18 protein-coding genes are annotated in these 23,289 nt (G+C 66.2%); 7 read left to right on the forward strand and 11 right to left on the reverse strand.

Features of this window, described 5'->3' with window-relative positions; genetic code table 11:
- Nucleotides 1-2: 2 nt before the first annotated feature.
- Entirely contained in the window at nucleotides 3-656 is a 654-nt protein-coding gene (locus FRZ44_RS21280) for an ureidoglycolate lyase (RefSeq protein WP_151179064.1), read from the forward strand.
- 219 nt (nucleotides 657-875) lie between these two features.
- Here the strand turns inward: FRZ44_RS21280 and FRZ44_RS21285 are convergent, their stop codons facing one another.
- Together FRZ44_RS21285 and FRZ44_RS21290 are read right to left on the reverse strand one after the other, a co-directional pair.
- Nucleotides 876-1,724, reverse strand: a complete 849-nt coding sequence (locus tag FRZ44_RS21285; protein ID WP_151179065.1) for a hypothetical protein — start codon at nucleotides 1,722-1,724, stop codon at nucleotides 876-878.
- 187 nt (nucleotides 1,725-1,911) lie between these two features.
- Complete coding sequence (locus FRZ44_RS21290) at nucleotides 1,912-3,990, reverse strand: S8 family serine peptidase (RefSeq protein WP_151179066.1); 2,079 nt, start codon at nucleotides 3,988-3,990, stop codon at nucleotides 1,912-1,914.
- A gap of 193 nt (nucleotides 3,991-4,183) precedes the next feature.
- Between FRZ44_RS21290 and FRZ44_RS21295 the strand changes: the two genes are divergently transcribed.
- The 5 genes from FRZ44_RS21295 (at nucleotide 4,184) to FRZ44_RS21315 (ending at nucleotide 10,086) form a co-directional block, all read left to right on the forward strand.
- Nucleotides 4,184-5,617 (forward strand): glycosyltransferase family protein, encoded by a 1,434-nt coding sequence (locus FRZ44_RS21295; protein ID WP_151179067.1) that lies wholly within the window; start codon nucleotides 4,184-4,186, stop codon nucleotides 5,615-5,617.
- A gap of 380 nt (nucleotides 5,618-5,997) precedes the next feature.
- Entirely contained in the window at nucleotides 5,998-6,531 is a 534-nt protein-coding gene (locus tag FRZ44_RS21300) for a gamma-glutamylcyclotransferase family protein (RefSeq protein WP_151179068.1), read from the forward strand.
- Nucleotides 6,532-6,773: 242 nt separating this feature from the next.
- Complete coding sequence (gene msrA / locus FRZ44_RS21305; RefSeq protein ID WP_151179069.1) at nucleotides 6,774-7,439, forward strand: peptide-methionine (S)-S-oxide reductase MsrA; 666 nt, start codon at nucleotides 6,774-6,776, stop codon at nucleotides 7,437-7,439.
- Between the two features lie 126 nt (nucleotides 7,440-7,565).
- Nucleotides 7,566-9,212, forward strand: coding sequence for an amidohydrolase (locus FRZ44_RS21310; protein ID WP_151179070.1), 1,647 nt, complete (start codon nucleotides 7,566-7,568; stop codon nucleotides 9,210-9,212).
- 31 nt (nucleotides 9,213-9,243) lie between these two features.
- A complete protein-coding gene (locus FRZ44_RS21315; protein WP_151179071.1) occupies nucleotides 9,244-10,086 on the forward strand; it encodes an aldo/keto reductase in 843 nt (280 codons plus the stop codon).
- Between the two features lie 152 nt (nucleotides 10,087-10,238).
- Here FRZ44_RS21315 and aqpZ read toward each other — a convergent pair whose 3' ends face one another.
- Complete coding sequence (gene aqpZ / locus FRZ44_RS21320) at nucleotides 10,239-10,967, reverse strand: aquaporin Z (RefSeq protein WP_151179072.1); 729 nt, start codon at nucleotides 10,965-10,967, stop codon at nucleotides 10,239-10,241.
- A 310-nt stretch (nucleotides 10,968-11,277) separates the two neighbouring features.
- Here aqpZ and FRZ44_RS21325 point away from each other — a divergent pair, with 310 nt between their 5' ends.
- Entirely contained in the window at nucleotides 11,278-11,931 is a 654-nt protein-coding gene (locus FRZ44_RS21325; protein WP_151179073.1) for a hypothetical protein, read from the forward strand.
- 40 nt (nucleotides 11,932-11,971) lie between these two features.
- Here FRZ44_RS21325 and FRZ44_RS21330 read toward each other — a convergent pair whose 3' ends face one another.
- The 8 genes from FRZ44_RS21330 to FRZ44_RS21365 all read right to left on the reverse strand — a co-directional run bounded on the left by FRZ44_RS21330 (nucleotide 11,972) and on the right by FRZ44_RS21365 (nucleotide 23,260).
- Nucleotides 11,972-12,709, reverse strand: a complete 738-nt coding sequence (locus tag FRZ44_RS21330) for a Crp/Fnr family transcriptional regulator (protein ID WP_191908228.1) — start codon at nucleotides 12,707-12,709, stop codon at nucleotides 11,972-11,974.
- 304 nt (nucleotides 12,710-13,013) lie between these two features.
- Nucleotides 13,014-14,258: a Zn-dependent hydrolase gene (locus tag FRZ44_RS21335; protein WP_151179075.1), complete on the reverse strand. Its 1,245-nt coding sequence runs from the start codon at nucleotides 14,256-14,258 to the stop codon at nucleotides 13,014-13,016.
- A gap of 142 nt (nucleotides 14,259-14,400) precedes the next feature.
- Complete coding sequence (locus tag FRZ44_RS21340) at nucleotides 14,401-15,171, reverse strand: peptidylprolyl isomerase (protein ID WP_151179076.1); 771 nt, start codon at nucleotides 15,169-15,171, stop codon at nucleotides 14,401-14,403.
- On the reverse strand, nucleotides 15,168-15,887 hold the full coding sequence (gene narI, locus FRZ44_RS21345) for a respiratory nitrate reductase subunit gamma (RefSeq protein ID WP_151179077.1): 720 nt from the start codon (nucleotides 15,885-15,887) through the stop codon (nucleotides 15,168-15,170). The genes FRZ44_RS21340 and narI overlap by 4 nt, the downstream gene beginning before the upstream one ends.
- Before the next feature lie 17 nt (nucleotides 15,888-15,904).
- Nucleotides 15,905-16,567 carry a nitrate reductase molybdenum cofactor assembly chaperone gene (narJ, locus tag FRZ44_RS21350; RefSeq protein WP_151179078.1) on the reverse strand — a complete coding sequence of 221 codons (663 nt, stop codon included), beginning with the start codon at nucleotides 16,565-16,567 and terminating at the stop codon, nucleotides 15,905-15,907.
- The gene (gene narH / locus FRZ44_RS21355; protein WP_151179079.1) at nucleotides 16,567-18,090 is read right to left on the reverse strand and encodes a nitrate reductase subunit beta; all 1,524 of its coding nucleotides are present in this window, start codon (nucleotides 18,088-18,090) and stop codon (nucleotides 16,567-16,569) included. Before narH ends, narJ begins: the two co-directional genes overlap by 1 nt.
- A gap of 48 nt (nucleotides 18,091-18,138) precedes the next feature.
- A complete protein-coding gene (locus FRZ44_RS21360; RefSeq protein WP_151179080.1) occupies nucleotides 18,139-21,879 on the reverse strand; it encodes a nitrate reductase subunit alpha in 3,741 nt (1,246 codons plus the stop codon).
- A gap of 25 nt (nucleotides 21,880-21,904) precedes the next feature.
- Nucleotides 21,905-23,260 carry an MFS transporter gene (locus FRZ44_RS21365; RefSeq protein WP_151179081.1) on the reverse strand — a complete coding sequence of 452 codons (1,356 nt, stop codon included), beginning with the start codon at nucleotides 23,258-23,260 and terminating at the stop codon, nucleotides 21,905-21,907.
- Nucleotides 23,261-23,289: the final 29 nt, after the last annotated feature.

The following is a 23,289-nucleotide window of genomic DNA, read 5'->3' on the forward strand; positions in this document are numbered from 1 at the left end:
TCATGGATGTTCCAAGCCTGGAGATCGCCTACCGCCCCTCGACCGAGGCTCGGCGCTTCGTCGAAGTGCCGCTCGTTGTCGCCACGCCCCAAACCCTTCAGGGTTATGGCAACCTCGTTGACGATTTCGACGCCCAGAAGATCGAGATCGTGCGTTGGCCCGCTTTGGGCCGCCGGCCGGTGGACACCAATTCGGGCGACCAGGGCGGCACCACCGAGGGGCTGTTCGAGTTCTGGTGGAAGGAAGGCGCGCTTCATGCCCGCAACGAGGCGGTCGGCGACAGCTACCTGTTCGGCTGGAGCGATTTTCCCGATGTCATCAAGGAACGACGCAACTCGCCACGCGAGCGCGCCCTCATCTGGCGCGCCAACTACCATCCCGATGGCGGGCAGCTTTTCTTCCCGCTCGACAACCAGCCCTTCATCGCGCCCCTGGCACTGCCCGGCGACGATGTGACGCCGGAGAAATTCGTCGCCTTCTGGTGCGACGGCTCGCGAGGGCTCTATATCCATCCGAACATCTGGCATGCCGCCGTCGTGCCGCTGGCCGACCATGCGCGCTTCCGCGACCGGCAGGGCAAGGTCCATGCCCGCATCTCGGTCGATTTCGTCAAGGAGTTCGGCTGCTTCCTGGCGGCCCCGATGCGCCATCCCTGAGGCGGGTGCCGGCAGGCCATAACCCGGCATCATCGAATTCATCGCCGCTTCGCATTGGCCGCGCGCCACCGGTTGCGACATCTTCAGGGGCAAGGACGCCGAGACAACAGCGATCGACGTCGCCCCCGCCGCCAATCATCCCCCTCTTGGCGGCCGATCCGATGCCGGCGGGCTCTCCCTTCCCGCCGGCATCGCCCCCTTCAAGGGGCACCGGTCTCGTCAGGGATACCAAGTCGCGTGGCAGGCGTCGGCGTGGAACCGCTCCCTGAGCTTCGGCGCGCGCACATTCTCGTGCTGGTATTCGCATTCCTGCCTGCAGGCATCGTTCGTGCAGGCAGACTGGCATTGCTGCGATTCCACGAAGCTCTTGTTGTAGAGGCGCTCGAAGGTCAGGCGCTCCATGTCGGAGCAATCGATCGGCGTTCGATCGATCACGCTCTCAGGCGGCGCCGCGGGCGCCGTTGACGGGGGCGCCGGCGCCTCGTCATAGGGCGGCGTCACGATCATTGGTGCCAACGGCAACGCCGTCGTCACCGGCTCCGCAGGGTCGGGCGCAAGGGCGGGCGACGGTGACGGCTCCGCCGGCGTCGGCGAGGTCATCTCCGGCAACGGCTGGGACGTTGTCGGCGCCGCGGGCAACGAGGTTTCGGCCGGCGCTGCCGGGGCCGGCGGCGGCTGCGCCGGCGTCGCCGGCGTCAACGTCGACAGCGGCTGGGACATGGTGGGAGGCGCCGGCAGCGAGACTTCGGCCGGCGCTGCCGGCGCCGGGGTGGTCACGCCCTCCGGATGCGCATTCTGCTCCTGCGTGAGCGCGTCGCGTGCCTGCCAGTCGAGGCCTTGCGGGCAATCGCCATAGTCGTACCAGACACCGACCTCGCAGCGGAGCATGCGACCGCGATAGCAGAGCAGCGTGCCATGCTCCCATTGATTGATGCGGGTCACGCCGTTCTCGATCTCGACCAGGGGGCGAGTCAGATAGGGGCATTCCGAGTCAGCCTCTGCCGGGCTCACGCCCCCGGGAGAAAGGGCGAGGGCGCCGATCAGCCAGAACGCACGACGAAACTTCATGTCGCCTCGAGATACCAAAGCCAAGCTGCGGACGCCCGCCATGAGCGGGCCCGCCACAAGAGGATAAAGCCGAAACGGGGGTCGCCAAGGGGCGCGGACGCGGCCGGACACCGCCGGCTGCCGCTGCCCGGGAAAAGCCACCGGGCGCGTCAGGCCCGGATCGGAGGCTCGCGCCCCGGTCTCGCGCCTACTGTAGCAGGTTCAGCAGATCGTGCTGGCGCATATTGCCCTGGACCGACATCGCGACGCCGACCTGGACCAGCACCTTGCGCGAGGTCGCCACGATCATCTCGGACGCCATGTCCAGATCGAGCAGCGCGCTACGGGCCGCTTCGCTGTTCTCGACCGTGGTCGCGATGTTGGCGGCGGCGAAATCCAGCCGGTTGAGCGAGGAGCCGAGGCCCGCCCGCGCCTTCACCAGCCGGTCCATCGCGGTGTCGAGGGCATCGATCGCGCCGGTCGCGTTGGCGAGGCTGTCGACCGTGCTCAGATGAAGGCCCAGATTGTAGCTGCTGATGGCATCGAGCGCGACGCCGATGCGGTCGGAGCTGCCGGTGTCGCTGGCGACCTTGATCGAGTAGTTGCGGTTGGTGGGCGCATTGATGCTGCTATAGACCGTGGTCGGATCGAGCAGGTTGGCGACGACGGTCCCCTTGCCACCGCTGTTGACGGTCATGTCGCCGCCGGCGCCGATGCCGATGTCGATCTGGATCTGCGGCAGGCTGGCGCGGGCGAGATCGACGATGCCCTGGCCCCAGGTCTTGTCGGCTCCCGCCTGCCCCATATCGCGGGCGGTCGAGGTGATGAGATTGGTGATCTCCTTGCCGCTCAGATTGGGGAACAGGCTTTCCAGCACCGCGGCGGCACCGGCGACCAGGGGCGCCGCCATCGAGGTGCCCGACATGTAAGCGAGGCCGCCGCCGACATAGGTCGAGAGGATGTTGACGCCCGGCGCATCGACGGTCGCATCCTTGGCGATGCCGGCGAGGTTCGAGAAGCTCGCCATGTGATCGAGGAAGTCGGTGGCGCCCACCGCCAGCATCGAGCCGTCGGCATTGGGGTCGATCGCATATTGCGCCGGCCAGAGCGGGCTCTCGCCCGAGGAATTGCCCGAGGAGGAGATGACCACCACGCCCGCCGCGACCGCGGCTGCGATGGCGGTGTTCTCGGCCGCGCTCGGCGCGGTGCCGCCGAGGCTCATATTGATGATCTTGGCGCCCTGGGCGACGGCGTAGTTGATGGCGGAGGCCACATCGTTGGGATTGATGCCGCCGCCGCTCGCGGTCTGGATCACCTTGATCGGCAGGATCTTGGCCTGGAAGGCCACGCCTTGCGTACCGGCACCGTCATTGACCGCGGCGATGATGCCTGCGACATGCGTGCCATGGCCACCCTCGGCGGCGTTGTCGTCCATCGGATTGGCGTCGCCGTCGGCGATGTCGGTACCGGCGAGGAGGTTGGCCGCGAGCTGGCTATGGCCGGTATCGACGCCGCTGTCGATCACCGCCACGGTGATGCCGTTGCCCGACCCGCTGGTACCGTAGGCAGCAGCCCGCGCATAGGCAGTCGAGGCATGGATGATGCCGAGCCCGCCCGAGATCCTGTATTCCGCATCCTCGAAGGCGGCGGCGCTGCCGGCGCCGGCGATGGTGCCGAGCGCGTTGCCGTCCTGGTCGGAGACGCTGACGATCAGCCGGTCGGTCACGCCGCTGCCGTCATTCTCATAACTGATGCGGCCGAGATCGAGATCGGTCTGGGTGAAGCTGTCGCCCAGGGCGAGGGCCACGCCGTCGCGCTTGACGACGCCATGCGCGACATCGCCGCGCAGCGTGTAGGTCGCGCCGGCATAGCCGACCAGGGTCTGGCCGTTGAACTCGGTCGCGCCGGAGATCCGGTCGATCTCGTCGCGCAGCGCCACATATTCGGTGTTGATCATCGCCCGCTCGGTGCCCGAGAGCTGGCCCGAGGAGGACTGCACCGCGAGCGACTTCATGCGGTCGATGATCGAGGTGACCTTCGCCATGGCGCCGTCGGCGATCTGCACCATCGAGGCGGCCTGCCCGGCATTCACGCCCGCCTGGCGCAGCGCCTGGACTTTGGAATTGATGCGCGAGCCGATGGCCATGGCGGCGGCATCGTCCTTCGCGGAAACGACCCGCGAGCCGGAGGAGAGCCGGGCGACCGAATTGGTGAGGGCCGCGTCGCTTGCCGCCAATTGGCGATTCGCGATCTGCGATGCGAAATTGAAGGTAACCGTGAGGGCCATGGCGGCCGTCTCCAACTACTTGTCAGAGGTTCAACCCGTGTCATTCCCGCGCCTACTTGGCCCGGGGAGGCAGAAGCTAGTGGCGAACCGCCAACAAAAGGTTGACGATCCTCCATCTTCGGGGGCGGCGGCGCGCCCGGGGAATGAAGTAATCTCTTCCTAATCATAAGTTCCGAGGGAATCCGCCCCCGCGATGCCCATCCTGTATGCGACCCATACATCCCCTGGCTATATGGATCCGCCGCGCCTGTCGGCCGACCAAGTGGTCTGCGGTCCGGCACGCCCCGATCGGAGCGACGGCGATCGGGTGGTCTCGCTCCAGACGGCGCTCGGCAGCTACGACCTCGCCGCGGTCGTCGACCGCCTGCCGGCCGCGCAGCGTCCCGATCTGGTGGTGGTGCGGGCAGATGCGACGCGGCGCAACCGGCCCGGCAATCTCGCCGGCGTCCAGGCGCGGCGCGTGCTCCTGATCGGCGACACTCATCATGGCCGCGCGCCGATCGCGGGCCTCATCCGCTATGCGAAATCCGAGCCCTTCGATCTGATCCTGCTCGACTACACCCGCCAGCATGGCCATTTCTTCCTCGAAGCGGGCTTGCGCCCGGTCCACTGGCTGCCCGCCTTCGCCATCGATCCGCCGCCCGTGACCGGCCTGCCGGAGCCGCGCCGCGGCCTGACCTTCCTCGGCCAGCTGGGCGATCATCACCGGCAGCGGCGGCTGATGATCGACCGGCTCATCGAGGCGGGCCTCACGCCCGAGCTCTTCATGGCGAAGGGAGCGGCGGGCCAAAATCTTCATGCCGCCTCGACCGTCGCCTTCAATTGCAGCCTCAATGGCGATCTGAACCAGCGGGTGATCGAGGTGCTGGCGGCGGGCGGCTGCCTCTTGACCGACCGGCTGGCGCCGCAGGCGGGGCTCGAGCTGCTGTTCGAGCCCGGGCGTCATCTTCGGCTCTATGACGGGCCGGAAGATCTCGTGTCCCAGGCGAAAGCGCTGCTCGCCGATCCGGCGCAGGCCGCCGCGATCGCCGCTTCGGGCAAAGCCCGCTACGACGAGGCTTACAGCCGTGGGCCGGTCATGGCGGAGTTTGCCGCCCTGCTCGAAGGGCGCGACGGGCGCCCGGCCCATGCGCTCGCGCGGGATCCGCGCTGTGCCAAGCCCGCGCCTGTCGCTCCCGAAGCCCTCGAGGCGCGCCTCGCGCTCTATCAGGGGCTGCAGGAGCTGCATCGGTTGGAGCCCGCCTTGTCGGTGCTGTTTGCCGGCGAGGCCGATCCCGACAGGGTTTCCGACGCGGTCGACCTGCCGCGCCTCGCGGTCTCGGTCGAGCCGGGGCTGGGCGCCTCGGCGCGAGAGGCGATCGGACGGCTGACGGCACCGGGACAGGTGACGACGCAGGCGGCGGAAGGCCGGCGCTGGGATGTGATCGTGGCCTCGAGCGCCTGGCTCGCGGCGGCCGGCGGCAACGCCTTCCTGGCGCGGCGGCCCCGCGCGCTGGCGCTGACGGATCGCCTGGCCGATCCGCGCGCGCCCGGCGACGCCCCCGCCGGCTTCACGCCCTGGCGGTCCTTCCCGGGGCTGCTGCTGTCGCCCGAGCTCGTGCCGGTCGCGCGCGCGAAACCCGACTGACGCCGGCGCGGCCCCTCCCGAAGCCGTGACCCGCGCCGCGACGCCGGTGCGGAAATTTCCCGGCGGCATGAATTTACTCTTGCGCAACAGGTCGAATGGCATTATTTGCCGCGACGGACGTAGTTCGCACGTGCCTATGGCCCCTCGTGGTTATGCAACGACGAAAACGCGGCCTCTTATTGGTTGAGCGGCATCGGTGATGCCGGTTCCGATTGGGACGTGATTTGTTGTTCGCCGCCTGGGGGCCCTCTCCCAAAACGGCAAGGACGGTCTGAACGCCTCTGGGAGCCTCTTCCGGCTCCGGAGCGGCGGCGCTGCCGGCCCTTCGCAAGGTCCAGCCGCGCAGGATCATGAGTTCCGGTTTCAGGGAGTGAAGGACGATGCGCCTCTTCTTTTTCGGCAGCCTGATGGATGCGGACCTGCTGCGGCTGGTGCTCGACCGCGACACCGGCGACATCGCGCATGCGCCGGCCGAGATCCTCGGCTATGAGCGCCGCCGCGCGAAGAACGAATCCTTTCCGATCATCGTGCCGACGCCGGGCGGCCGCGTCGAAGGCCGGGTCGTCACCGGCCTTACCGCCGAGGACGTCGCCCGGATCCAGTGGTACGAGTCAGACGATTACGCACTGCGCCCCTGCGTGGTGAAGGCGGGCGAGACCCGTCACGACGCCTATGTGTTCCTGGCGACGGCGTCGCTCCAGGACGAGGGCGTAGCCTGGGAGTTCGATCACTGGGTCGCGGTCGAGAAGCCGATGTGCCTCAGCCTCGCCCAGGAGATCATGAGCCATTACGGCGCCATCAGCTCGACCGAGCTGGTGGAGCGCTGGCCCGCGATCAAGGCCCGCGCCATGGCCCAGCATTTCGGCGAGCCCGTCGCCCAGCCCACCCGCCGCCGCGCCGGCAGCCGGCGGTAATCTCGGCCCTTGGCTCCTCCCCCGCTTCGCGGGGGAGGATTAAGGAGGGGGATGACGCGGTTTCAGCACCGCGTTTGCCCCCTTCCTAGCCTTCCCCCTTGAAGGGGGAAGGGACAGATCGAGCTCACCTTCCCCTCAACCCAACGTGATCTCCGACTGCGCTCCTGGGTCTTGTTTTCCGGGGTTCGCTCCGCCAAATCCTGCGGCAGACCCGAGAACCCCAAGAACAAGGACGGTCCCCCATGCTCAGCCGCCTCTTCGCGGAGAAATCCTTGAAACTGCCGACCCAGGCCGAGGCCCTGCCCGGCCGCGCCGAAGTCATGCCGGTCCCCGAGGCCCATGACGTCAACGGACGCAAGCTGACGCCGCCCTTCCCGGCCGGGCTGCAGCAGGCGGTGTTCGGGCTCGGCTGCTTCTGGGGTGCCGAGCGCAAATTCTGGCAGGCGCCGGGCGTCTGGGTGACGGCCGTGGGCTATGCCGGCGGCATCACCCAAAACCCGACCTACCGGGAGACCTGCACTGGCCTCACCGGCCATACCGAGGCCGTGCTGGTGGTGTTCGACCCGAAGGAGACCTCCTACGAGGCCCTGCTCAAGGTCTTCTGGGAAAGTCACGACCCGACCCAGGGCATGCGCCAGGGCAACGATGTCGGCACAGCCTATCGCTCGGCCATCTATGCCACCAGCCCCGAGCAGCTGCGGGCGGCCGAAGCCTCGCGCCAGGCCTATCAGCGCGTGCTGACGCAAGGCGGCTATGGCCCCATCACGACCGAGATCGCACCGGCGGGCCCCTTCTACTACGCCGAGGCCTATCACCAGCAATATCTCGCCAAGAATCCGGGCGGCTATTGCGGGCTCGGCGGCACCGGCATGAGCTGCCCGATCGGCGTCGCCGCCATGGCGGACTGAGCCGAAAGGCCGGCCTCGAGGACCATTCCATCCTTGGGGTTTGTCTTTTTCCGGACAGCCTGATTTGATCGACAGCGCCCTCTCCCCTCGGGAGCGGGCGCTTTTCGTTTCAGAACAGGATTTGGAATGGCCCTCTGCAGCGCGCCCGATCTCATTCTCGTCAATGCCGATATCCGCACGATGGATCCGCTGGAGCCGCAGGTCCAGGCGCTGGCGGTCAAGGACGGGCGCCTGGTGGCGCTGGGCCGCAACGACGAGATCCGGGCGCTGGCCAATGGCCGCACGCGGAAGATCGACGCCGGCGGCAGGCTGGCGCTGCCGGGCTTCCAGGACACCCACATCCATCTCCAGGACAGCGGCACCGATTTCTCCTCCAGCGCCAATCTCGAAGCCTGCCGCACGGTGGAGCAGCTGCAGGCGGTGCTGCGCGCGTTCGCGCATCGGCGTACCAACGATCCCTGGGTGCGCGGCACCGGCTGGTATTCCGGCATCTTCGGCGCCCACAATCTCGACCGTGCGGTGCTCGACGCCGCCGTGCCCGACCGGCCGCTCTGGATCTATGCCTCCGACGGCCACAACGCCGCGATCAATTCCAAGGCCTGCGAGGCGATCGGGCTCGATGCCAGCGTCGCCGATCCGCATAACGGCAAGTTCGTACGCGATGCCAAGGGCGTTCCCACCGGCCTCATCTACGAGGATGCGATCGACTGGGTGCGCAAGCGCATGCCCAAGCTCCCGCTCGACGCCTATTTCGACGGCGTGCGCTTCGGCCAGGATCTCTGCAGCCGCCACGGCATCACCGGCGTGCTCGACGCGCTGGTGCGCGAGCGGCATATGAAGGTCTATTGCGATCTCGACCGCGCCGGCGAGCTCAAGGTGCGGGTCCGCGCCACCGCCAAGGTCAATCCCGACGAGTCCGTGGCCGACGCGCTGGGCCGCCTCGACGCGTTGCGCCGCGATTTCCAGACGCCCATGGCCCAGGTCCATTCCGCCAAATTCTTCCTCGACGGCGTGCTCGAGAATCGCACGGCCGTGATGATCGAGGATTATTCCGACGCCGAGGGTGGCAATGCGGCGCTCTTCTTCGACCGGGAGCAGTTGACGCAGCTCTTCATCGCCTTCGACGCGGCGCGCTATCAGCTCCATGTGCATGTGATCGGCGACGGTGCGACGCGCATCGCGCTCGACGACATCGCGGCGGCGCGCCGGGCCAACGGCGCCTGGCCCAGCCTGCACCAGCTGGCGCATGTGCAGGTGATCGATCCCGCCGATATCCCGCGGCTGCGCGAGCTCGGAGTCGTCGCCAACATCCAGCCGCTCTGGGCGCGCTGCGAGCCCTCGGTCACCGAGGTGGCGATGCCCATGATCGGCGAGACGCGCGGGCGCTGGATGTATCCCTGGCGCACCATCCTGGACAGCGGCGCGCCCTATGCCGTCAGCAGCGATTGGGGCGTCTCGACGCTCAATCCCTTCGCCATCATGCAGGTCGCGGTGACGCGCCGGCCCGAGAGCAAGAAATCCGACTATCCGGCCTTCTTCGCCGAGGAAGGGTTGACGGTCGAGCAGGTGGTCCGCGGCTACACCACCCACGCCGCCGCGGTCGCCTGGCGCGCCGACGAGACCGGCTCGCTGGCGCCCGGCAGATATGCCGATGTGATCCTGCTCGATCGCGACATCTTCGCGATCGATCCCTACGAGATCGGGGAGACGCAGGTCGATCTCACTTTGCTCGGCGGGCGCGAGACGCATCGCGCGAGGAGCTTCGCCGGCTGAGCGAACCTTCGAGCACAATGGGAGGCTGACGATGGCGGCATTGCGAAGCGTGGCCCTGCCTTCGGGCGACAAGGTCGTGGCGCTGGGCCAGGGCACCTGGCGCATGGGCGAGCGCGGCGGCGACCGCAGGCGCGAAGTAGCCGCACTCAAGCTCGGGCTCGATCTGGGCTTGAGCCTGATCGACACCGCCGAGATGTATGGCGAAGGCGGGGCCGAGGAGGTCGTGGGCGAGGCGGTCAAGGGCCGGCGCGACGAGGTCTTCATCGTCAGCAAGGTCTATCCGCAGAATGCCAGCCGGCACGGCGTGGCGCTCGCCTGCGAGCGCAGCCTGAAGCGCCTCAAGACCGATCGCATCGATCTCTATCTGCTGCATTGGCGCGGCAACGAGCCCCTGAGCGAGACCGTCGCCGGCTTCGAGGCACTGCGCGCCGCCGGCAAGATCCGGCATTGGGGCGTCAGCAATTTCGATGCCGACGACATGGACGAGCTGTTCGCGCTGCCGCAGGGCAAGGCCTGCGCCAGCAACCAGGTGCTCTACAACCTGAAGCATCGCGGGCCCGAATTCGACCTCCTGCCCTGGCAGGCGAAGCGCAAGATTCCGGTCATGGCCTATTCGCCGCTGGAGATCGGCGCGCTCGCGAATCGCGGCGAGACCAAGCGCGTCGCCGAGCGCCATGGCGCGACGACGAAGCAGGTGGCGCTGGCCTGGATCCTGCGCCGGCCCGACGCGATCGCGATCCCCAAAGCATCCGACCCCGACCATGTCCGCCAGAACCGCGCGGCGCTCGATCTCGCCTTGACGAAGCAGGACCTGGCCGAGCTCGACATCCTCTCGCCGCCGCCGAGCCGGAAGATGCCGCTGTCGATGATTTGAGTTGGGATCCGAAGGACCCCTCCCCCTAACCCCCTGACTCGATGTGATCGCTTCGCTCTACTTTTGAGCTTCAAACGCGATTGGCGAAGGATCACACCCATCCCCTCCCCCCTTGAGGGGGAGGGTCAGGGAGGGGGCTGCGCGACCCGCGATTATTCTTTCCGCCAGATCGTCTTGTAGAGGCCGCCCGCGATCGCGGCGCCGATGAGCGGGGCGACCCAGAACAGCCAGAGCTGGCCCAGGGCCCAGGCGCCCGCGAAGAGCGCGGGGCCGGTGCTGCGCGCCGGATTGACCGAGGTCGCCGTCACCGGGATCGAGATCAGATGGATGAGGGTGAGGCAGAGGCCGATCGCGATCGGGGCCAGGCCCTTGGGCGCGCGCTCGTCGGTGGCGCCCAGGATCACGATCAGGAACATGAAGGTCATGACCACTTCGGAGATGAAGCAGGAGACCAGGCTGTAGCCGCCGGGCGAGCCGAAGCTTCCCGCTTCCGCCTGGCCATAGCCGTTGGCGGCGAAACGTCCGATCTCATAGCCAGGCTGGCCGCTGGCGATCAGATAGACGATGGCGGCGCCCGCGATCGCGCCCAGCACCTGGGCGACGACATAGGGAATGAGATCCTTGGCCGGGAAACGACCGGCCACGACGAGCCCGAGCGAGACGGCCGGATTGAGATGGCAGCCGGAGATATGGCCGATCGCAAACGCCATCGTCAACACCGTCAGGCCGAAGGCAAAAGCGACGCCGAGAATTCCGATCCCGAAGTTGGGCGAGGCGGCGGCGTCCGGGAAAGCGAGCGCGAGGACGGCGCTGCCGCAGCCGCCCAGTACCAGCCACAGCGTACCGACGAACTCGGCCGCAAGTCTCTTTGGCAAAGGCATGTGAGTTTCCCCGAGTGCGGCGGACGTCGAAAGGTCCTCCCTGAACCCGTCGGCGATGCGCCGGATACCGAAACAGGCCTTCCCACGCGGAAGAACCACGTCATTTGAGGCCTCAAGATAATGGTAGCGCGGCGAGAGCACCATTCAAAGCCTCTCAAGGTCTTGATCTTGGGAATTATTTCGGCGCGTGAGGAAGCCACTTGAGCCTGCTCTGGCGTCAAATCCTACGAGAAATGGCCCCTGATCGCGCGCAAGAACTGCGGCTCCTAGGCTAGGTGGAGGTCAGCTTGCCAGCACCCTGGCGCGCTCGATGCTGTTTCAGGAGTGCCGGCCGAATGGCTGGTTGGCGGAGCCAAACGCTTCCCGGACTGTCGCCCAGCCCTTGCCCCGCGACCAGTTCCACTGCGCCGGGCTCGTCTGTGATCCAAATCACAAAATGGCGCGCCGCAATTTCGGCGGCGCCCTCTATATGTTCACTTCTAAGGGCGAGCCGCGGCCACAAAATCCGGGCGAAATCTTTCCTGATGCGAACATGGCTGATTGGCAAAGCAACCCGAGAAGAGGCGACAGCCAGACAAAGCGAGCTAGCAGGGATCGCCCAGGCCAAAGAGAGGCGCAGACGATGCCACCGGATCAATTTCGCAATGCATTGATCGATTTCACCGACGCGGTCACAGCGCTGACCTTCTATACGCAGGCCCTCAATACCATTGCGGGGACACATCGGTCTGTCGAGAGGAATGGCACCGCATCCGACGACGAATGCTCACTTGATATTCTCGAGAAGATCGCCCGGCAGCTGCATCGCGCCACAAACAGCCTTCACGATCTCTACGCCTGCCGCGGCCCCGCATCCCACGAGGATGCCGCCCGTCGGGCAGAAAACAGAGAACACCGCTCCACAAAGTCGATGCGGGCGCAAAGGAAACCTCGCCCGCGCGGCGACCCCACCTCTGCGACTTAGCCCTGCCAGGCCGGTCTGATGCCGTCGGGCTGAGAGGATTTCATTGCGTCGATTCTCGCTTTCGCGGTCGGACGACTCCGGAATACTCAATGAGGCGCTTCGAGCTGGGGATTACGATGCGAGAGCCTTGCAACGTGCAAAGCCCGGCGTTCTGAAGTTGCTGGAAAAGCCGGCTGACCGTTTCGCGTCGAATCCCGATCAACGCGGCAATGCTGCCCATGCTCACCGGCAGCTCGTAAGTCACCTCGCCTTCGCCGAGGTTCCCCGCGCACTGACGATGCAGAATGAGAAGGAGATGGGCCAGCCTCGAGGCCGCCGGCAGCCAGGGGCTGCGCAACAGCGGCGCATAGGTCGGACCCGGGTCGGCCGCCACGATCTTCAGCAGCTCGCCACTCAACCGCGGATTCGACTCCAGCAGCCGGCGTAGTGGCGCTTCGGGAACGAAGTTGACCTGACAACGCCTCAAGGCTCGGGCTGTCGCAGCATGCGGCTGCTCCGCGAAGAGGCTTCTGAAGCCAAGGAGGTCTCCGGGCACGGCAATTCGGAACGCGGTATGATTGCGCTCCTCATCGAGGTGATCCAGCAATACGTCGCCCTGAAGAATGCAATACAGGCCTCGGGATCTTTCTCCTTGTCGGAATATGATCCGATGCCGCTCGAAGGCCTGCACCTCGCTATGCCGGCCGAGCGCAACGATCTCGTCTTGAGAAAGGACTTTCCAAGGTGGATGCGCCCAGATCTCCGGACCTTCGCGGTACGCCGATTGTTCTTCGCGCAACTTATGCCCCTTCAAGTGCGAGCCGCGCGGCGTCCTGGCGGCATGGCAGAAATTCTCTCGTGCAAGAGCGCCGGAAGTGGTGCGCCTCCGGCGCCAAACTTCGTCCGGTCCCGTTCACGAGACCGCCCTTGCCAATCATCCTACAGACGGCACGGATCGGCATCAAAGCCCGCCCACGCCCGCGGCATGACATGCCCGCCACCGGCAGGCTTCCGGATTGGCGCATTCCCCATATGCCCACGGCGCCGCGCCGGGGCGCTGAAGGATAGAGAAGAGCGGGCCGGGGGAGCCGAAGCGCCCGCCCTCACCTTGCCGGCGCATTCGCCCGCTCGATCATCGCCCGCAGCAGCACGTCGCAGCCGGCGGCGACATCGTCCTTGGTCGCGTTCTCGATCTCGTTATGGCTGATCCCGTCCTCGCAAGGCACGAACACCATCGCCGTCGGCGCCACGCGCGAGAGATAGACGGCGTCATGTCCGGCGCCGGAGATGATGGGCATGTTGGCATAGCCGAGCGACTTGGCCGCGGCTTCCACCGCACCGACGCATTCGCGCGCGAACTTGACCGGCGGCGAGTACCAGATCTCCTTGAGCTCGAGCGCGAGGCCGATCGCCCGCGCCTCGGCCTCGCAGGCCTTGCGCAGCGCGGCATCCATCTGGTTCAGCACCGCCTCGTCGGGATGGCGGAAATCGACCGTGAAGAAGACGCGGCCGGGGATGGTGTTCCGCGAGTTGGGCGACACCTGCATCATGCCGACCGTGGCGCAGGCGTAGGGCTGATTCTCCAGCCCGATGCGATTGACATGGCCGACCATGCGCGCGGCCCCCACCAGCGCGTCCTTGCGCCGCTTCATCGGCGTCGGGCCGGCATGGGCCTCCTGGCCCGTCACCACGGCCTCGTACCAGCGGATGCCCTGCACGCCCTGGACGATGCCGATCTGCTTCTTCTCGGCCTCGAGGATCGGGCCCTGCTCGATATGGGCCTCGAAGAAGGCGCCGACTTTTCGCCCGCCCACCTCCTGGTCGCCGAAATAGCCGATGCGCTTCAGCTCCTCGCCCATGGTCTTGCCCTCGGTGTCGGCGCGGGAGAGCGCGTAATCGAGCTCGAAGGCGCCGCCGAACACGCCCGAGGCCACCATGGCGGGCGCGAAGCGCGAGCCTTCCTCGTTGGTCCAGACCACGACCTCGACCGGGGCTTGCGTCTCGGTGCCGTGATCGTTGAGGGTGCGGATGACCTCGAGACCCGCCAGCACGCCATAGGCGCCGTCGAACTTGCCGCCCGTGGGCTGGGTGTCGATATGGCTGCCGGTCATGACCGGCGGCAGGCTGTCGTCGCGGCCGGGCCGGCGCGCGAAGATGTTGCCCATCTTGTCGATTGTCACGGTACAACCCGCATCCTTGCACCAGCGCACGAACAGGTCGCGCGCCTCGCGGTCGAGATCGGTCAGGGCCAGACGGCAGACGCCGCCCTTCTCGGTGGCGCCGATCTGGGCCAGCGTCATCAGGCTCTGCCACAGCCGGTCGCCATTGATACGGATGTTGGTCGCCATGGCCACTCCCTCGGGGAAATCATGTCGGATCGAACCCGCGGGGATCCGCGGGAGGCCGACTTTAACGGCCTGTCCGCAGGCGTCAATCGGGGCACCCGGAGGGAGAGCGGAGCTCGGGGAAAGGCCGATCGGTCAAATCCGATCAGGCCTGGTTCGCGATCGGGCCTGCAGCCGACCCCTCCTGGCTGCCAAGCTCGACGCCGTCGAGATCGGCGGCGGCCGCCAGGGCCGCAATGAAGCGGCTGACATCCTGGCGCCAGGTCTGCTCCGAGAGATAATCGGCGATCTGCTCCCGTACATGCTCGAAGGGCAGCGTGCGGCCCTTGGCGCGATGGCGCAGACGAGCGATGTGAAAGCCGTAACGCGAGGGCACGGGCACCGGGCAGAGCTCGCCCTCTTCCAGACTGAAGAGATAGGTCTCGAATTCGGGCACGGTGGCACCCCGGGTGATCTGCCCGAGATTGCCGCCATTGGCCTTGGAGGGGCAATCCGAATGCTCGCGCGCCAGATCCGCGAAGCGCGAGGGATCGGCCTGGATCTGCGCCAGGAGGCCTTCGGCCTTGAGCTTGGCCGCGGCCCGCGCCTCCTCGTCCTCGGGGTCGGCCGCGATCAGGATATGCTCTCCCTCGATCAGATCGTTCGAGCGAAAGCGGTCGGCCTGCGATTCATAGAAGGACCGGCAGGCGGCATCGCTCGGCATCGCGAGCGGGACCGCCGCCGCCAGGAGCGCATCGATCGCCTCGGCACCGTCTCCGAACCCGCGAGAGAGCGCCTCCTGCGCCAGGAGTTCCTTCACCGCCAGCGCCTCGCTGGCGAGGCGCTGGGCCTCGGCGACCGTGGCCGCCGGATGGTATTGCATCTCCGCGAAGATCGCGGCTTCGGAGATCTCGGCGCCGTTGATGCGCATGGTCATACCGGCCTCCCGCGGCGGACCGCCAGATCACGGCCGGCATCGCGCCGCCGCACCACCTGATAGTTCCGGAAGAGGTAGCCGACCGGCGCGCTCCAGATATGCACCAGCCGGGAGAAGGGAAAGAGCAGGAACAAGGTCATGCCCATGACCAGGTGAAGCTGATAGGGCCAGGCGAGGCCGAGAATCTGGTCGGCCGCGCCGCCGCGGAAGGTGACGATGCGCTGCGCCCATTCAGAGAGCCGCAGCATCACCGAGCCGTCGGCGTGCTGGAGCGAGAAGGGCAGCGTGATCAGCCCCAGCACCAGTTGCGCCCAGATCATCAGCAGGATGACGATATCCATGACCGAACTGGTCTTCCGGATGCGCGGATCGAACAGCCGGCGATGGATCAGCATGGTGAGGCCGATGAAGCAAAACACGCCGGCCGTCCCGCCGGAGACGATGGCCAGCATCTGCTTGGCCTCGACGGTGATGACGAGCGTGTAGAGCTGGTGGGGCGTCAGCAGGCCGACGACATGGCCGGCGAGAATGAAGAGCACGCCGACATGGAAAAGATTGGACCCCCAGCGCAGCTGCCGGGCGCGCAGCAACTGGCTCGAGCCCGACCGCCAGGAATACTGCTCGCGGTCGAACCGGATCAGGCTGCCGATCAGGAACACGCTGAGCGCGATATAGGGATAAAGGCCGAACAGGATCAGATTGAGATAGTCGGTCATGGTCCGTCCCTCCCCGGTCAACCCTGGTTCATGCGGGCGAGAATGGTCTGCGCCTTGCCACAGCCGGCATTCGCCTGAGGCGACTCCGCGCCGACAAACGAGACGGCCTGGTCCTCCCAGGCGCGGTCCATCGCCTCGGGGCTTTCATCCTCCAGCTCGGCGGGAGGCTCGGACGGCGCGCGGCCGGCAAGGGTCAGAAGCGCCTGGAAGACCGTCGCATAAGCGCTGCCCCGCTTGACCAGCCTTCCATGCAGCGCGTCGAGGACATTGCCGGCATCGTCGAGCATCTCGATGGCCTGGGCCTTGGGCAGCAGCGACAGGAACTCCAGGAACACCGGCAGGTAATCCGGCAGCTCGTTGACGTCGAGCTCGACGCCCTGGCGGCGATAGATCTGCATCAGATCGACCATCGCCTGGCCGCGGGCCCGCGATTCGCCATGCACATGCTCGAACAGATGCAGCGACAGCGAGCGAACACGATCGAAGAGGCCGACATAGCCTTCCTCGACCTCGATCAGGTCCTGGCTCCTCAGGTGACGCACCAGCGACAGCAGGCCCGCCCGCTCGCGCGCGCCGAAGGCCGGTTCGGCCAGGATTGCGCCTTCGATTGCCGGCAAAGCCGCCATGAAGTCCGGGTCCGGATAAGTGAGCAGTCGCGCCAGGATTCGACAGGCGTACATCAGCGTACCTCCATCGGATTGCGGGCCTTCTGCTTGCGGCCGCCGAAGATCGACACGCCCTCGCTGGAGTCCGAACAGCCATTGCCGAAGGTGAAGCCGCAGCTGCTTTTCAGATCGAAGGCGTTCTCGGCATATTCGCGGTGCGCGGTCGGGATGACGTAGCGGTCCTCGTAGTTGGCGATCGCCATATACCGATACATCTCCTCGACCTGTGCCTTGGTCATGCCGACCCGCTCGAGCACCGAGACGTTTTCGGTCGCCTCCACATGCCGGCCGCGCATGAAGACGCGCATCGCCGCCATGCGCTCCAGCGCCATGATCACCGGCGCCTCGTCGCCCGCGGTCAGGAGATTGGCGAGATACTTGACCGGAATCCGCAACGACCGGACATCCGGGATCTCGTCCGCCATGGCGATCTTGCCGGCGTCGGCCGCCGCCTGGATCGGCGAGAGCGGCGGCACGTACCAGACCATGGGCAAGGTCCGGTATTCCGGATGCAGCGGAAAGGCCACCCGCCAATCGATCGCGAGCTTGTAGGTCGGCGAGCGGCGCGCCGCCTCGAGCCAGGCTTCCGGCACCCCGTCGGCCCGCGCCTGCTCGATGACCTTCGGGTCGCTGGGGTCGAGGAAGATCTCGAGCTGCTTGCGATAGAGATCCGTCTCGCGCTCGACGCTCGCCACCTCCTGGATGCGGTCGGCGTCGTAAAGCAGCACGCCGAGATAGCGGATGCGGCCGACGCAGGTCTCGGAGCAGACGGTCGGCTCGCCGACCTCGATGCGCGGATAGCAGAAGATGCACTTCTCGGCCTTCCCCGACTGCCAGTTGTAATAGATCTTCTTGTAGGGGCAGGCCGATACGCACATGCGCCAACCGCGGCACTTGTCCTGGTCGATCAGGACGATGCCGTCTTCCTCGCGCTTGTAGATCGAGCCCGACGGACAGGAGGCGACACAGCTCGGATTGAGGCAGTGCTCGCACAGCCGCGGCAGGTAGAACATGAAGGTGTTCTCGAATTGCCCGTAGATCTCCTTCTGCAGGTTCTCGAAGTTCTTGTCGCGTGAGCGCTTGGCGAACTCGGTACCGAGGATCTCCTCCCAATTCGGCCCCCACTCGATCTTCTCCATCCGCTCGCCCGTGATGAGCGAAACCGGCCGTGCGACCGGCATGGCCTGCATCTCGGGCGCGGTATGGAGGTGCTCGTAGTCGAAGGTGAAGGGCTCGTAGTAATCGTCGATCTGCGGCAGCTGCGGATTGGCGAAGATCTTCGCCAGGATACGCCAGCGGCTGCCGAGACGCGGCTCGATCTTGCCGTTGCGCTTGCGCCGCCAGCCGCCCTGCCAGCGGTCCTGGTTCTCCCAGTCCTTGGGATAGCCGATGCCGGGCTTGGTCTCGACATTGTTGAACCAGGCGTATTCGACGCCTTCCCGGGAGGTCCAGACATTCTTGCAGGTAACCGAACAGGTATGGCAGCCGATACATTTGTCCAGATTCAGCACCATCGCGATCTGCGCTCGCACCTTCATGGTCCGTCCCTCCTCTCTCGCCCGATTTCGTCGTTTATCGCTTCAGCGTCATTCCGCGGCTTGCGCCGGAGGCACCGCCGGCTTATCGAGCCAATCCACATTCGCCATCTTGCGCACCACCACGAACTCGTCGCGATTGGTGCCGATGGTGCCGTGATAGTTGAATCCGTAGGACTGTTGCGCGTAGCCGCCGATCATGTGGGTCGGCTTGGGGCAGGTCCGCGTGACCGAGTTGTGGATGCCGCCCCGGGCCTGGGTGATCTCGCTCCCGGGCACGTTCACGATCTTCTCCTGCGCGTGATACATCAGCACCATGCCTTCCGGCACGCGCTGGCTGACCACCGCGCGGGCGACGAGCGCGCCGTTCAGATTGAACGCCTCGATCCAGTCATTGTCCTCGATGCCGGCCTTCTTCGCGTCGGTCTCGCTGACCCAGACGATCGGCCCGCCGCGCGACAAGGTCAGCATGAGGAGATTGTCGGTATAGGTGCTGTGGATGCCCCATTTCTGGTGCGGCGTGATGAAGTTCAGCACCAGTTCGGGGTTGCCGTTCGAATGCTTCCCCAGCATCGGCAGGATCGTCTTGGTGTCGATCGGCGGCTTGTAGACGCAGAGTCCTTCGCCGAATGCGATCATCCAGGGATGATCCTGATAGAGCTGCTGGCGGCCGGTCAGCGTGCGCCAGGGAATCAGCTCATGGACGTTGGTGTAGCCGGCGTTGTAGCTGACATGCTCGGATTCGAGGCCCGACCAGGTCGGCGAGGAGATGATCTTGCGCGGCTGCGCCTGCAGATCGCGGAAACGGAGCTTGTCGTCCTCCCGCGCCCTGGCCAGATGCGTATGATCGCGGCCCGTGAACTTGCCCAGCGCCTCCCATGCCTTGACCGCGACCTGGCCGTTCGTCTCTGGCGCCAGGGTCAGGATCACCTCCGCCGCATCCATCGCGCTGTCGATGCGCGGCATACCCTTGGTGATGCCCTCCTCCGTCACCGCACGGTTCAGCTCGGTGAGGAACTTGATCTCGGTCTCGGTGTTCCAGCCGATGCCCTTGCCGCCGTTGCCGATCTTGGTCATGAGCGGGCCCAGCGCCGTGAACTTCTTGTAGGTGTTGGGGTAGTCGCGTTCGACCGTGATCAGCGCCGGCATGGTCCTGCCCGGCACCGGCTCGCATTCGCCCTTGCCCCAGTCCTTGGGGGCGAAGGGCTGCGCCAGCTCGCCCGGCGTGTCGTGCATGATCGGCGCCGTCACCAGGTCCTTCTCGATGCCGAGATGCCCCTTGCAGATCTCCGAGAAGCGCTTGGCGATTCCCTTGAAGATCTCCCAGTCGCTGCGGGCCTCCCAGACCGGGTCCACCGCCGCCGAGAGCGGATGGATGAAGGGATGCATGTCGGAGGTGTTGAGGTCGTGCTTCTCGTACCAGGTCGCCGTCGGCAGCACGATGTCGGAATACATGCAGGTGGTCGACATGCGGAAGTCGAGCGTCACCAGCAGGTCGAGCTTCCCGCTGGGCGCCTCCTCGTGCCATTCCACCTCGAGCGGCTTGAGGCCGCCCTCGTCGCCCAGATCCTTGCCCTGCACGCCATGTTGGGCCCCCAGCAGATGCTTGAGGAAATATTCATGGCCCTTGCCGCTGGACCCCAGCAGGTTCGAGCGCCAGACGAACATGTTGCGGGGGAAGTTGCGGGGATTGTCGGGATCCTCGCAGGACAGGCGCAGCCGCCCGGCCTTGAGCTCCGACAAGGCATAGGCCGGCGGTTCCTGGCCGGCCTGTGTCGCCGCCCGCGCGACGTCGAGCGGATTCTGCTCAAGCTGCGGTGCCGAGGGCAGCCAGCCCATGCGTTCCGCCCGGACGTTGAAGTCGATCAGGCTGCCCTTGAGCGCTCCGTTCGCCAGCGGCGACAGGATCTCCTCGACATCCAGCTTCTCGTAACGCCACTGGTCGGTATGCGCATAGAAGTAGGAGGTCGCGTTCATCTGCCGCGGCGGACGGCTCCAGTCGAGCGCGAAGGCGAGCGGCGTCCAGCCGGTCTGCGGCCGCAGCTTCTCCTGCCCGACATAATGCGACCAGCCGCCGCCGGTCTGGCCGACACAGCCGCAGAGGACCAGCAGGTTGATGATGCCGCGATAGATCATGTCGCCGTGATACCAGTGGTTCACGCCGGCACCGAGGATCACCATGGAGCGGCCCTTGGTCTTCTCGGCATTATCCGCGAAGGCGCGTGCGACCTCGATCACCCGCTCACGAGGCACGCCGGTGATGCGTTCCTGCCAGGCCGGCGTGTAGGGCAGGTCCTCGTCATAGGATTTGGCGGCATTGGCGCCGCCGAGACCGCGATCGATGCCGTAATTGGCGCAGAAGAGATCGAAGACGGTGGCAACGAGCGCTTCGCCGTCCTTGAGTTTGATCTTTCGCGCCGGCAGATTGCGGACCAGCACGTCGGCATGGTCCGTATGCTGGAAATGCGCGTGCTGGCGTCCGCCGAAATAGGGGAAGGCGACCGGCACGGTTTCGTGAGCGCCCTCGATCAGCGAGAGGCGCGGCTTGAGCTCGCTTCCGGAGCTGCCGTCGCGGTTCTCGAGATTCCAGCGCCCCTGCTCGCCCCAGCGGAAACCGACCGAGCCGGTCGGAACGGCGGGACGATCCCCGGCCTCGTCGATGACGACCGTCTTCCAGTCCGGGTTGTTGGTCTGGCCGAGCGCGCCCTCGAAGTCGGACGCACGGACGAAACGTCCCGCCACGAGACGGTCGCCCTGCTTCTCGAGCCGCACCAGGAAAGGCAGGTCGGTATAGCGCCGGCAATAGTCGGTGAAATAAGGGCTTTTCCCGGCGAGATGGAATTCCTTGAGGATGACATGGCCCATGGCCAGCGCCATCGCCGCGTCGGTGCCCTGCTTGGGGGCGAGCCAGATGTCGCCGAACTTCGACGCCTCGGAATAATCCGGCGTGACGGTGACGATCTTGGCGCCCTTGTAGCGCACCTCGGTCATGAAATGGGCGTCGGGCGTGCGCGTTTGCGGCACGTTGGAGCCCCACAGCATGATGAAGGTCGAGTTGTACCAGTCGGCGCTTTCCGGCACGTCGGTCTGCTCGCCCCAGGTCTGCGGCGAGGAGGGCGGCAAGTCGCAGTACCAGTCGTAGAAGCTGAGGCAAACGCCGCCGATGAGCGACAGATAGCGGGTGCCGGCGGCGTAGGAGATCATCGACATGGCTGGAATCGGCGAGAAGCCCGCCACGCGATCGGGCCCGTAGGTCTTGATCGTGTGGATGTTGGCGGCGGCGATGATCTCCTGGGCTTCATCCCAGGAGGCGCGCACGAAGCCGCCCCGGCCGCGGATGGACTTGTAGTCCTTCGCCTGCTCGGGATTCTCGACGATCGATTTCCAGGCCGCGACCGGGTCGGGATGCTGCGCTTTCGCCGCGCGCCACATCCGCAGCAGGCGGCCGCGGATCATCGGGTATTTGATGCGGTTGGCGCTGTAGAGGTACCAGGAGTAGCTCGCGCCGCGCGAGCAGCCGCGCGGCTCGTGATTGGGCAGATCGGGCCGCGTCCGGGGATAGTCGGTCTGCTGCGTCTCCCAGGTGACGATGCCGCCCTTCACATAGATCTTCCAGGAGCAGGAGCCGGTGCAGTTGACGCCGTGCGTGGAGCGGACGATGCGATCATGCGCCCAGCGCGCGCGATAGCCCTCCTCCCAGCCGCGCCCCTCGTTGGTCACGACGCCGTGGTCGTTCGAGAAGGTATCGACATTGCGCTTGAAGAACATCAAGCGGTCGAGGAAATGACTCATGGGTTTGACTCCTCGCCCGTGGGGGTCAGCAGGGTTTTTCCGCGCCCTTGCGCGCGTAGTACCACCAGTTGATGCAGAGGCAGACGAGATAGAAGAAGGCGGCCCAATAGAAGAAGGCGTTGGGCGTGCCGAACCAGGCCACCGACAGGCCGATCATGAAGCCGGCGGCCAGGGGTCCGTAAGCGGCGATCGCGCCGGTCCAGCCGATCACGCCGGCCGCCTGTCGCGGCGGGAAGATCATCGGCATCTGCTTGAAGGTCGAGGCATTGCCGATGCCGGAGAAGAAGAACAGCGCCAGCATGAACCCGAGGAACCAGGGAAAATCGGCCAGCGACTGCGACTCGGTGAAGAAGGTGACGCCGATCGCGGAGACGATCAGCCCGGCGGCCGAAACCTGGGTGACCCGGGCGCCGCCGAACCTGTCGCTCAAGGGCCCTGCTGCGATGCGCATGATGGAGCCGACCAGCGGCCCGAGAAACGCATAGGTCAGCGGATCCGGCCCGCCTTCGAGGCTGCCATAGGATTGCCGGATCATCATCGGAAACACCGCCGAGAGACCCGAGAAGGTGCCGAAGGTCATGATGTAGAGCAGCGTCATGAAGAAGCCGTGCTTCATGCGGAAGATATCGAGCTGCTCCCGGAAATTGGCCCGCAGTGGCACGCTGCGCAGCATCAGCCAGGCCAGCACCGCGAAGACCAGGATGAAGGGGATATAGATCAGCGCCGCGTTCTGGAGCCATACCTCCTTCGTGACGCCCTGCCGCGTCCAGGACTGCGAGCCGCCGGCAAGCGTGCCGAAGAGCGCGACGCCGATCAGCCAGGGCGTCAGGAACTGCACCACGCTGACGCCGAAATTTCCCACCCCGGCCTGGATCGCCAGGGCCGTGCCCTGAAGGCGCTTCGGGAAGAACAGGCTGGTCGAGGGCATGAAGGAGGAGAAGTTGCCGCCGCCGAGACCCGCCAGGAACGCCAGGAGCAGCAGGACCCAGTAGGGCGTGGTGGGGTCTTGCACGGCATAGAACCAGCCGACCGCGGGGATCAACAGCGACAGCGTCGAGAAGGTCACGACGTTGCGCGTGCCATAGATCGGCACCAGGAATGTGTGAACGATCCGGAACGACCCGCCAGCCAGGCCGGGCATGGCCGTGAGCCAGAAGAGCTCGGAGGTGGAAAGCTGGAAACCGACCCCGGGCAGGCGCACGACCAGCGCGCTCACCAGGAACCAGACGATGAAGGCGAGCGTCAGATTGACGGTGGTGATCAACAATGTGCGCCAGGCGCGCCCCTTGCCCTCGGTCTCCCAGAACGCGTGATCTTCCGGATTCCAGCGCCTCAGCCAGCTCTTGCCCGGCAGGGGAAGGGTTTCCGAGTTCATGCTCATGACAGATCTCTCTCATACCATCGCTTGGA

It is taken from the genome of Hypericibacter terrae (genome assembly GCF_008728855.1).
GTDB classification, from domain to species: domain Bacteria; phylum Pseudomonadota; class Alphaproteobacteria; order Dongiales; family Dongiaceae; genus Hypericibacter; species Hypericibacter terrae.

What these genes read in the sequence shown, in the direction of transcription:
- FRZ44_RS21280 (WP_151179064.1), top strand. Translation starts at nt 3, where the DNA reads ATGGATGTTCCAAGCCTGGAGATCGCCTACCGCCCCTCGACCGAGGCT.
- FRZ44_RS21285 (WP_151179065.1), bottom strand. Translation starts at nt 1,724, where the DNA reads ATGAAGTTTCGTCGTGCGTTCTGGCTGATCGGCGCCCTCGCCCTTTCT.
- FRZ44_RS21290 (WP_151179066.1), bottom strand. Translation starts at nt 3,990, where the DNA reads ATGGCCCTCACGGTTACCTTCAATTTCGCATCGCAGATCGCGAATCGC.
- FRZ44_RS21295 (WP_151179067.1), top strand. Translation starts at nt 4,184, where the DNA reads ATGCCCATCCTGTATGCGACCCATACATCCCCTGGCTATATGGATCCG.
- FRZ44_RS21300 (WP_151179068.1), top strand. Translation starts at nt 5,998, where the DNA reads ATGCGCCTCTTCTTTTTCGGCAGCCTGATGGATGCGGACCTGCTGCGG.
- msrA (WP_151179069.1), top strand. Translation starts at nt 6,774, where the DNA reads ATGCTCAGCCGCCTCTTCGCGGAGAAATCCTTGAAACTGCCGACCCAG.
- FRZ44_RS21310 (WP_151179070.1), top strand. Translation starts at nt 7,566, where the DNA reads ATGGCCCTCTGCAGCGCGCCCGATCTCATTCTCGTCAATGCCGATATC.
- FRZ44_RS21315 (WP_151179071.1), top strand. Translation starts at nt 9,244, where the DNA reads ATGGCGGCATTGCGAAGCGTGGCCCTGCCTTCGGGCGACAAGGTCGTG.
- aqpZ (WP_151179072.1), bottom strand. Translation starts at nt 10,967, where the DNA reads ATGCCTTTGCCAAAGAGACTTGCGGCCGAGTTCGTCGGTACGCTGTGG.
- FRZ44_RS21325 (WP_151179073.1), top strand. Translation starts at nt 11,278, where the DNA reads ATGCTGTTTCAGGAGTGCCGGCCGAATGGCTGGTTGGCGGAGCCAAAC.
- FRZ44_RS21335 (WP_151179075.1), bottom strand. Translation starts at nt 14,258, where the DNA reads ATGGCGACCAACATCCGTATCAATGGCGACCGGCTGTGGCAGAGCCTG.
- FRZ44_RS21340 (WP_151179076.1), bottom strand. Translation starts at nt 15,171, where the DNA reads ATGACCATGCGCATCAACGGCGCCGAGATCTCCGAAGCCGCGATCTTC.
- narI (WP_151179077.1), bottom strand. Translation starts at nt 15,887, where the DNA reads ATGACCGACTATCTCAATCTGATCCTGTTCGGCCTTTATCCCTATATC.
- narJ (WP_151179078.1), bottom strand. Translation starts at nt 16,567, where the DNA reads ATGTACGCCTGTCGAATCCTGGCGCGACTGCTCACTTATCCGGACCCG.
- narH (WP_151179079.1), bottom strand. Translation starts at nt 18,090, where the DNA reads ATGAAGGTGCGAGCGCAGATCGCGATGGTGCTGAATCTGGACAAATGT.
- FRZ44_RS21360 (WP_151179080.1), bottom strand. Translation starts at nt 21,879, where the DNA reads ATGAGTCATTTCCTCGACCGCTTGATGTTCTTCAAGCGCAATGTCGAT.
- FRZ44_RS21365 (WP_151179081.1), bottom strand. Translation starts at nt 23,260, where the DNA reads ATGAGCATGAACTCGGAAACCCTTCCCCTGCCGGGCAAGAGCTGGCTG.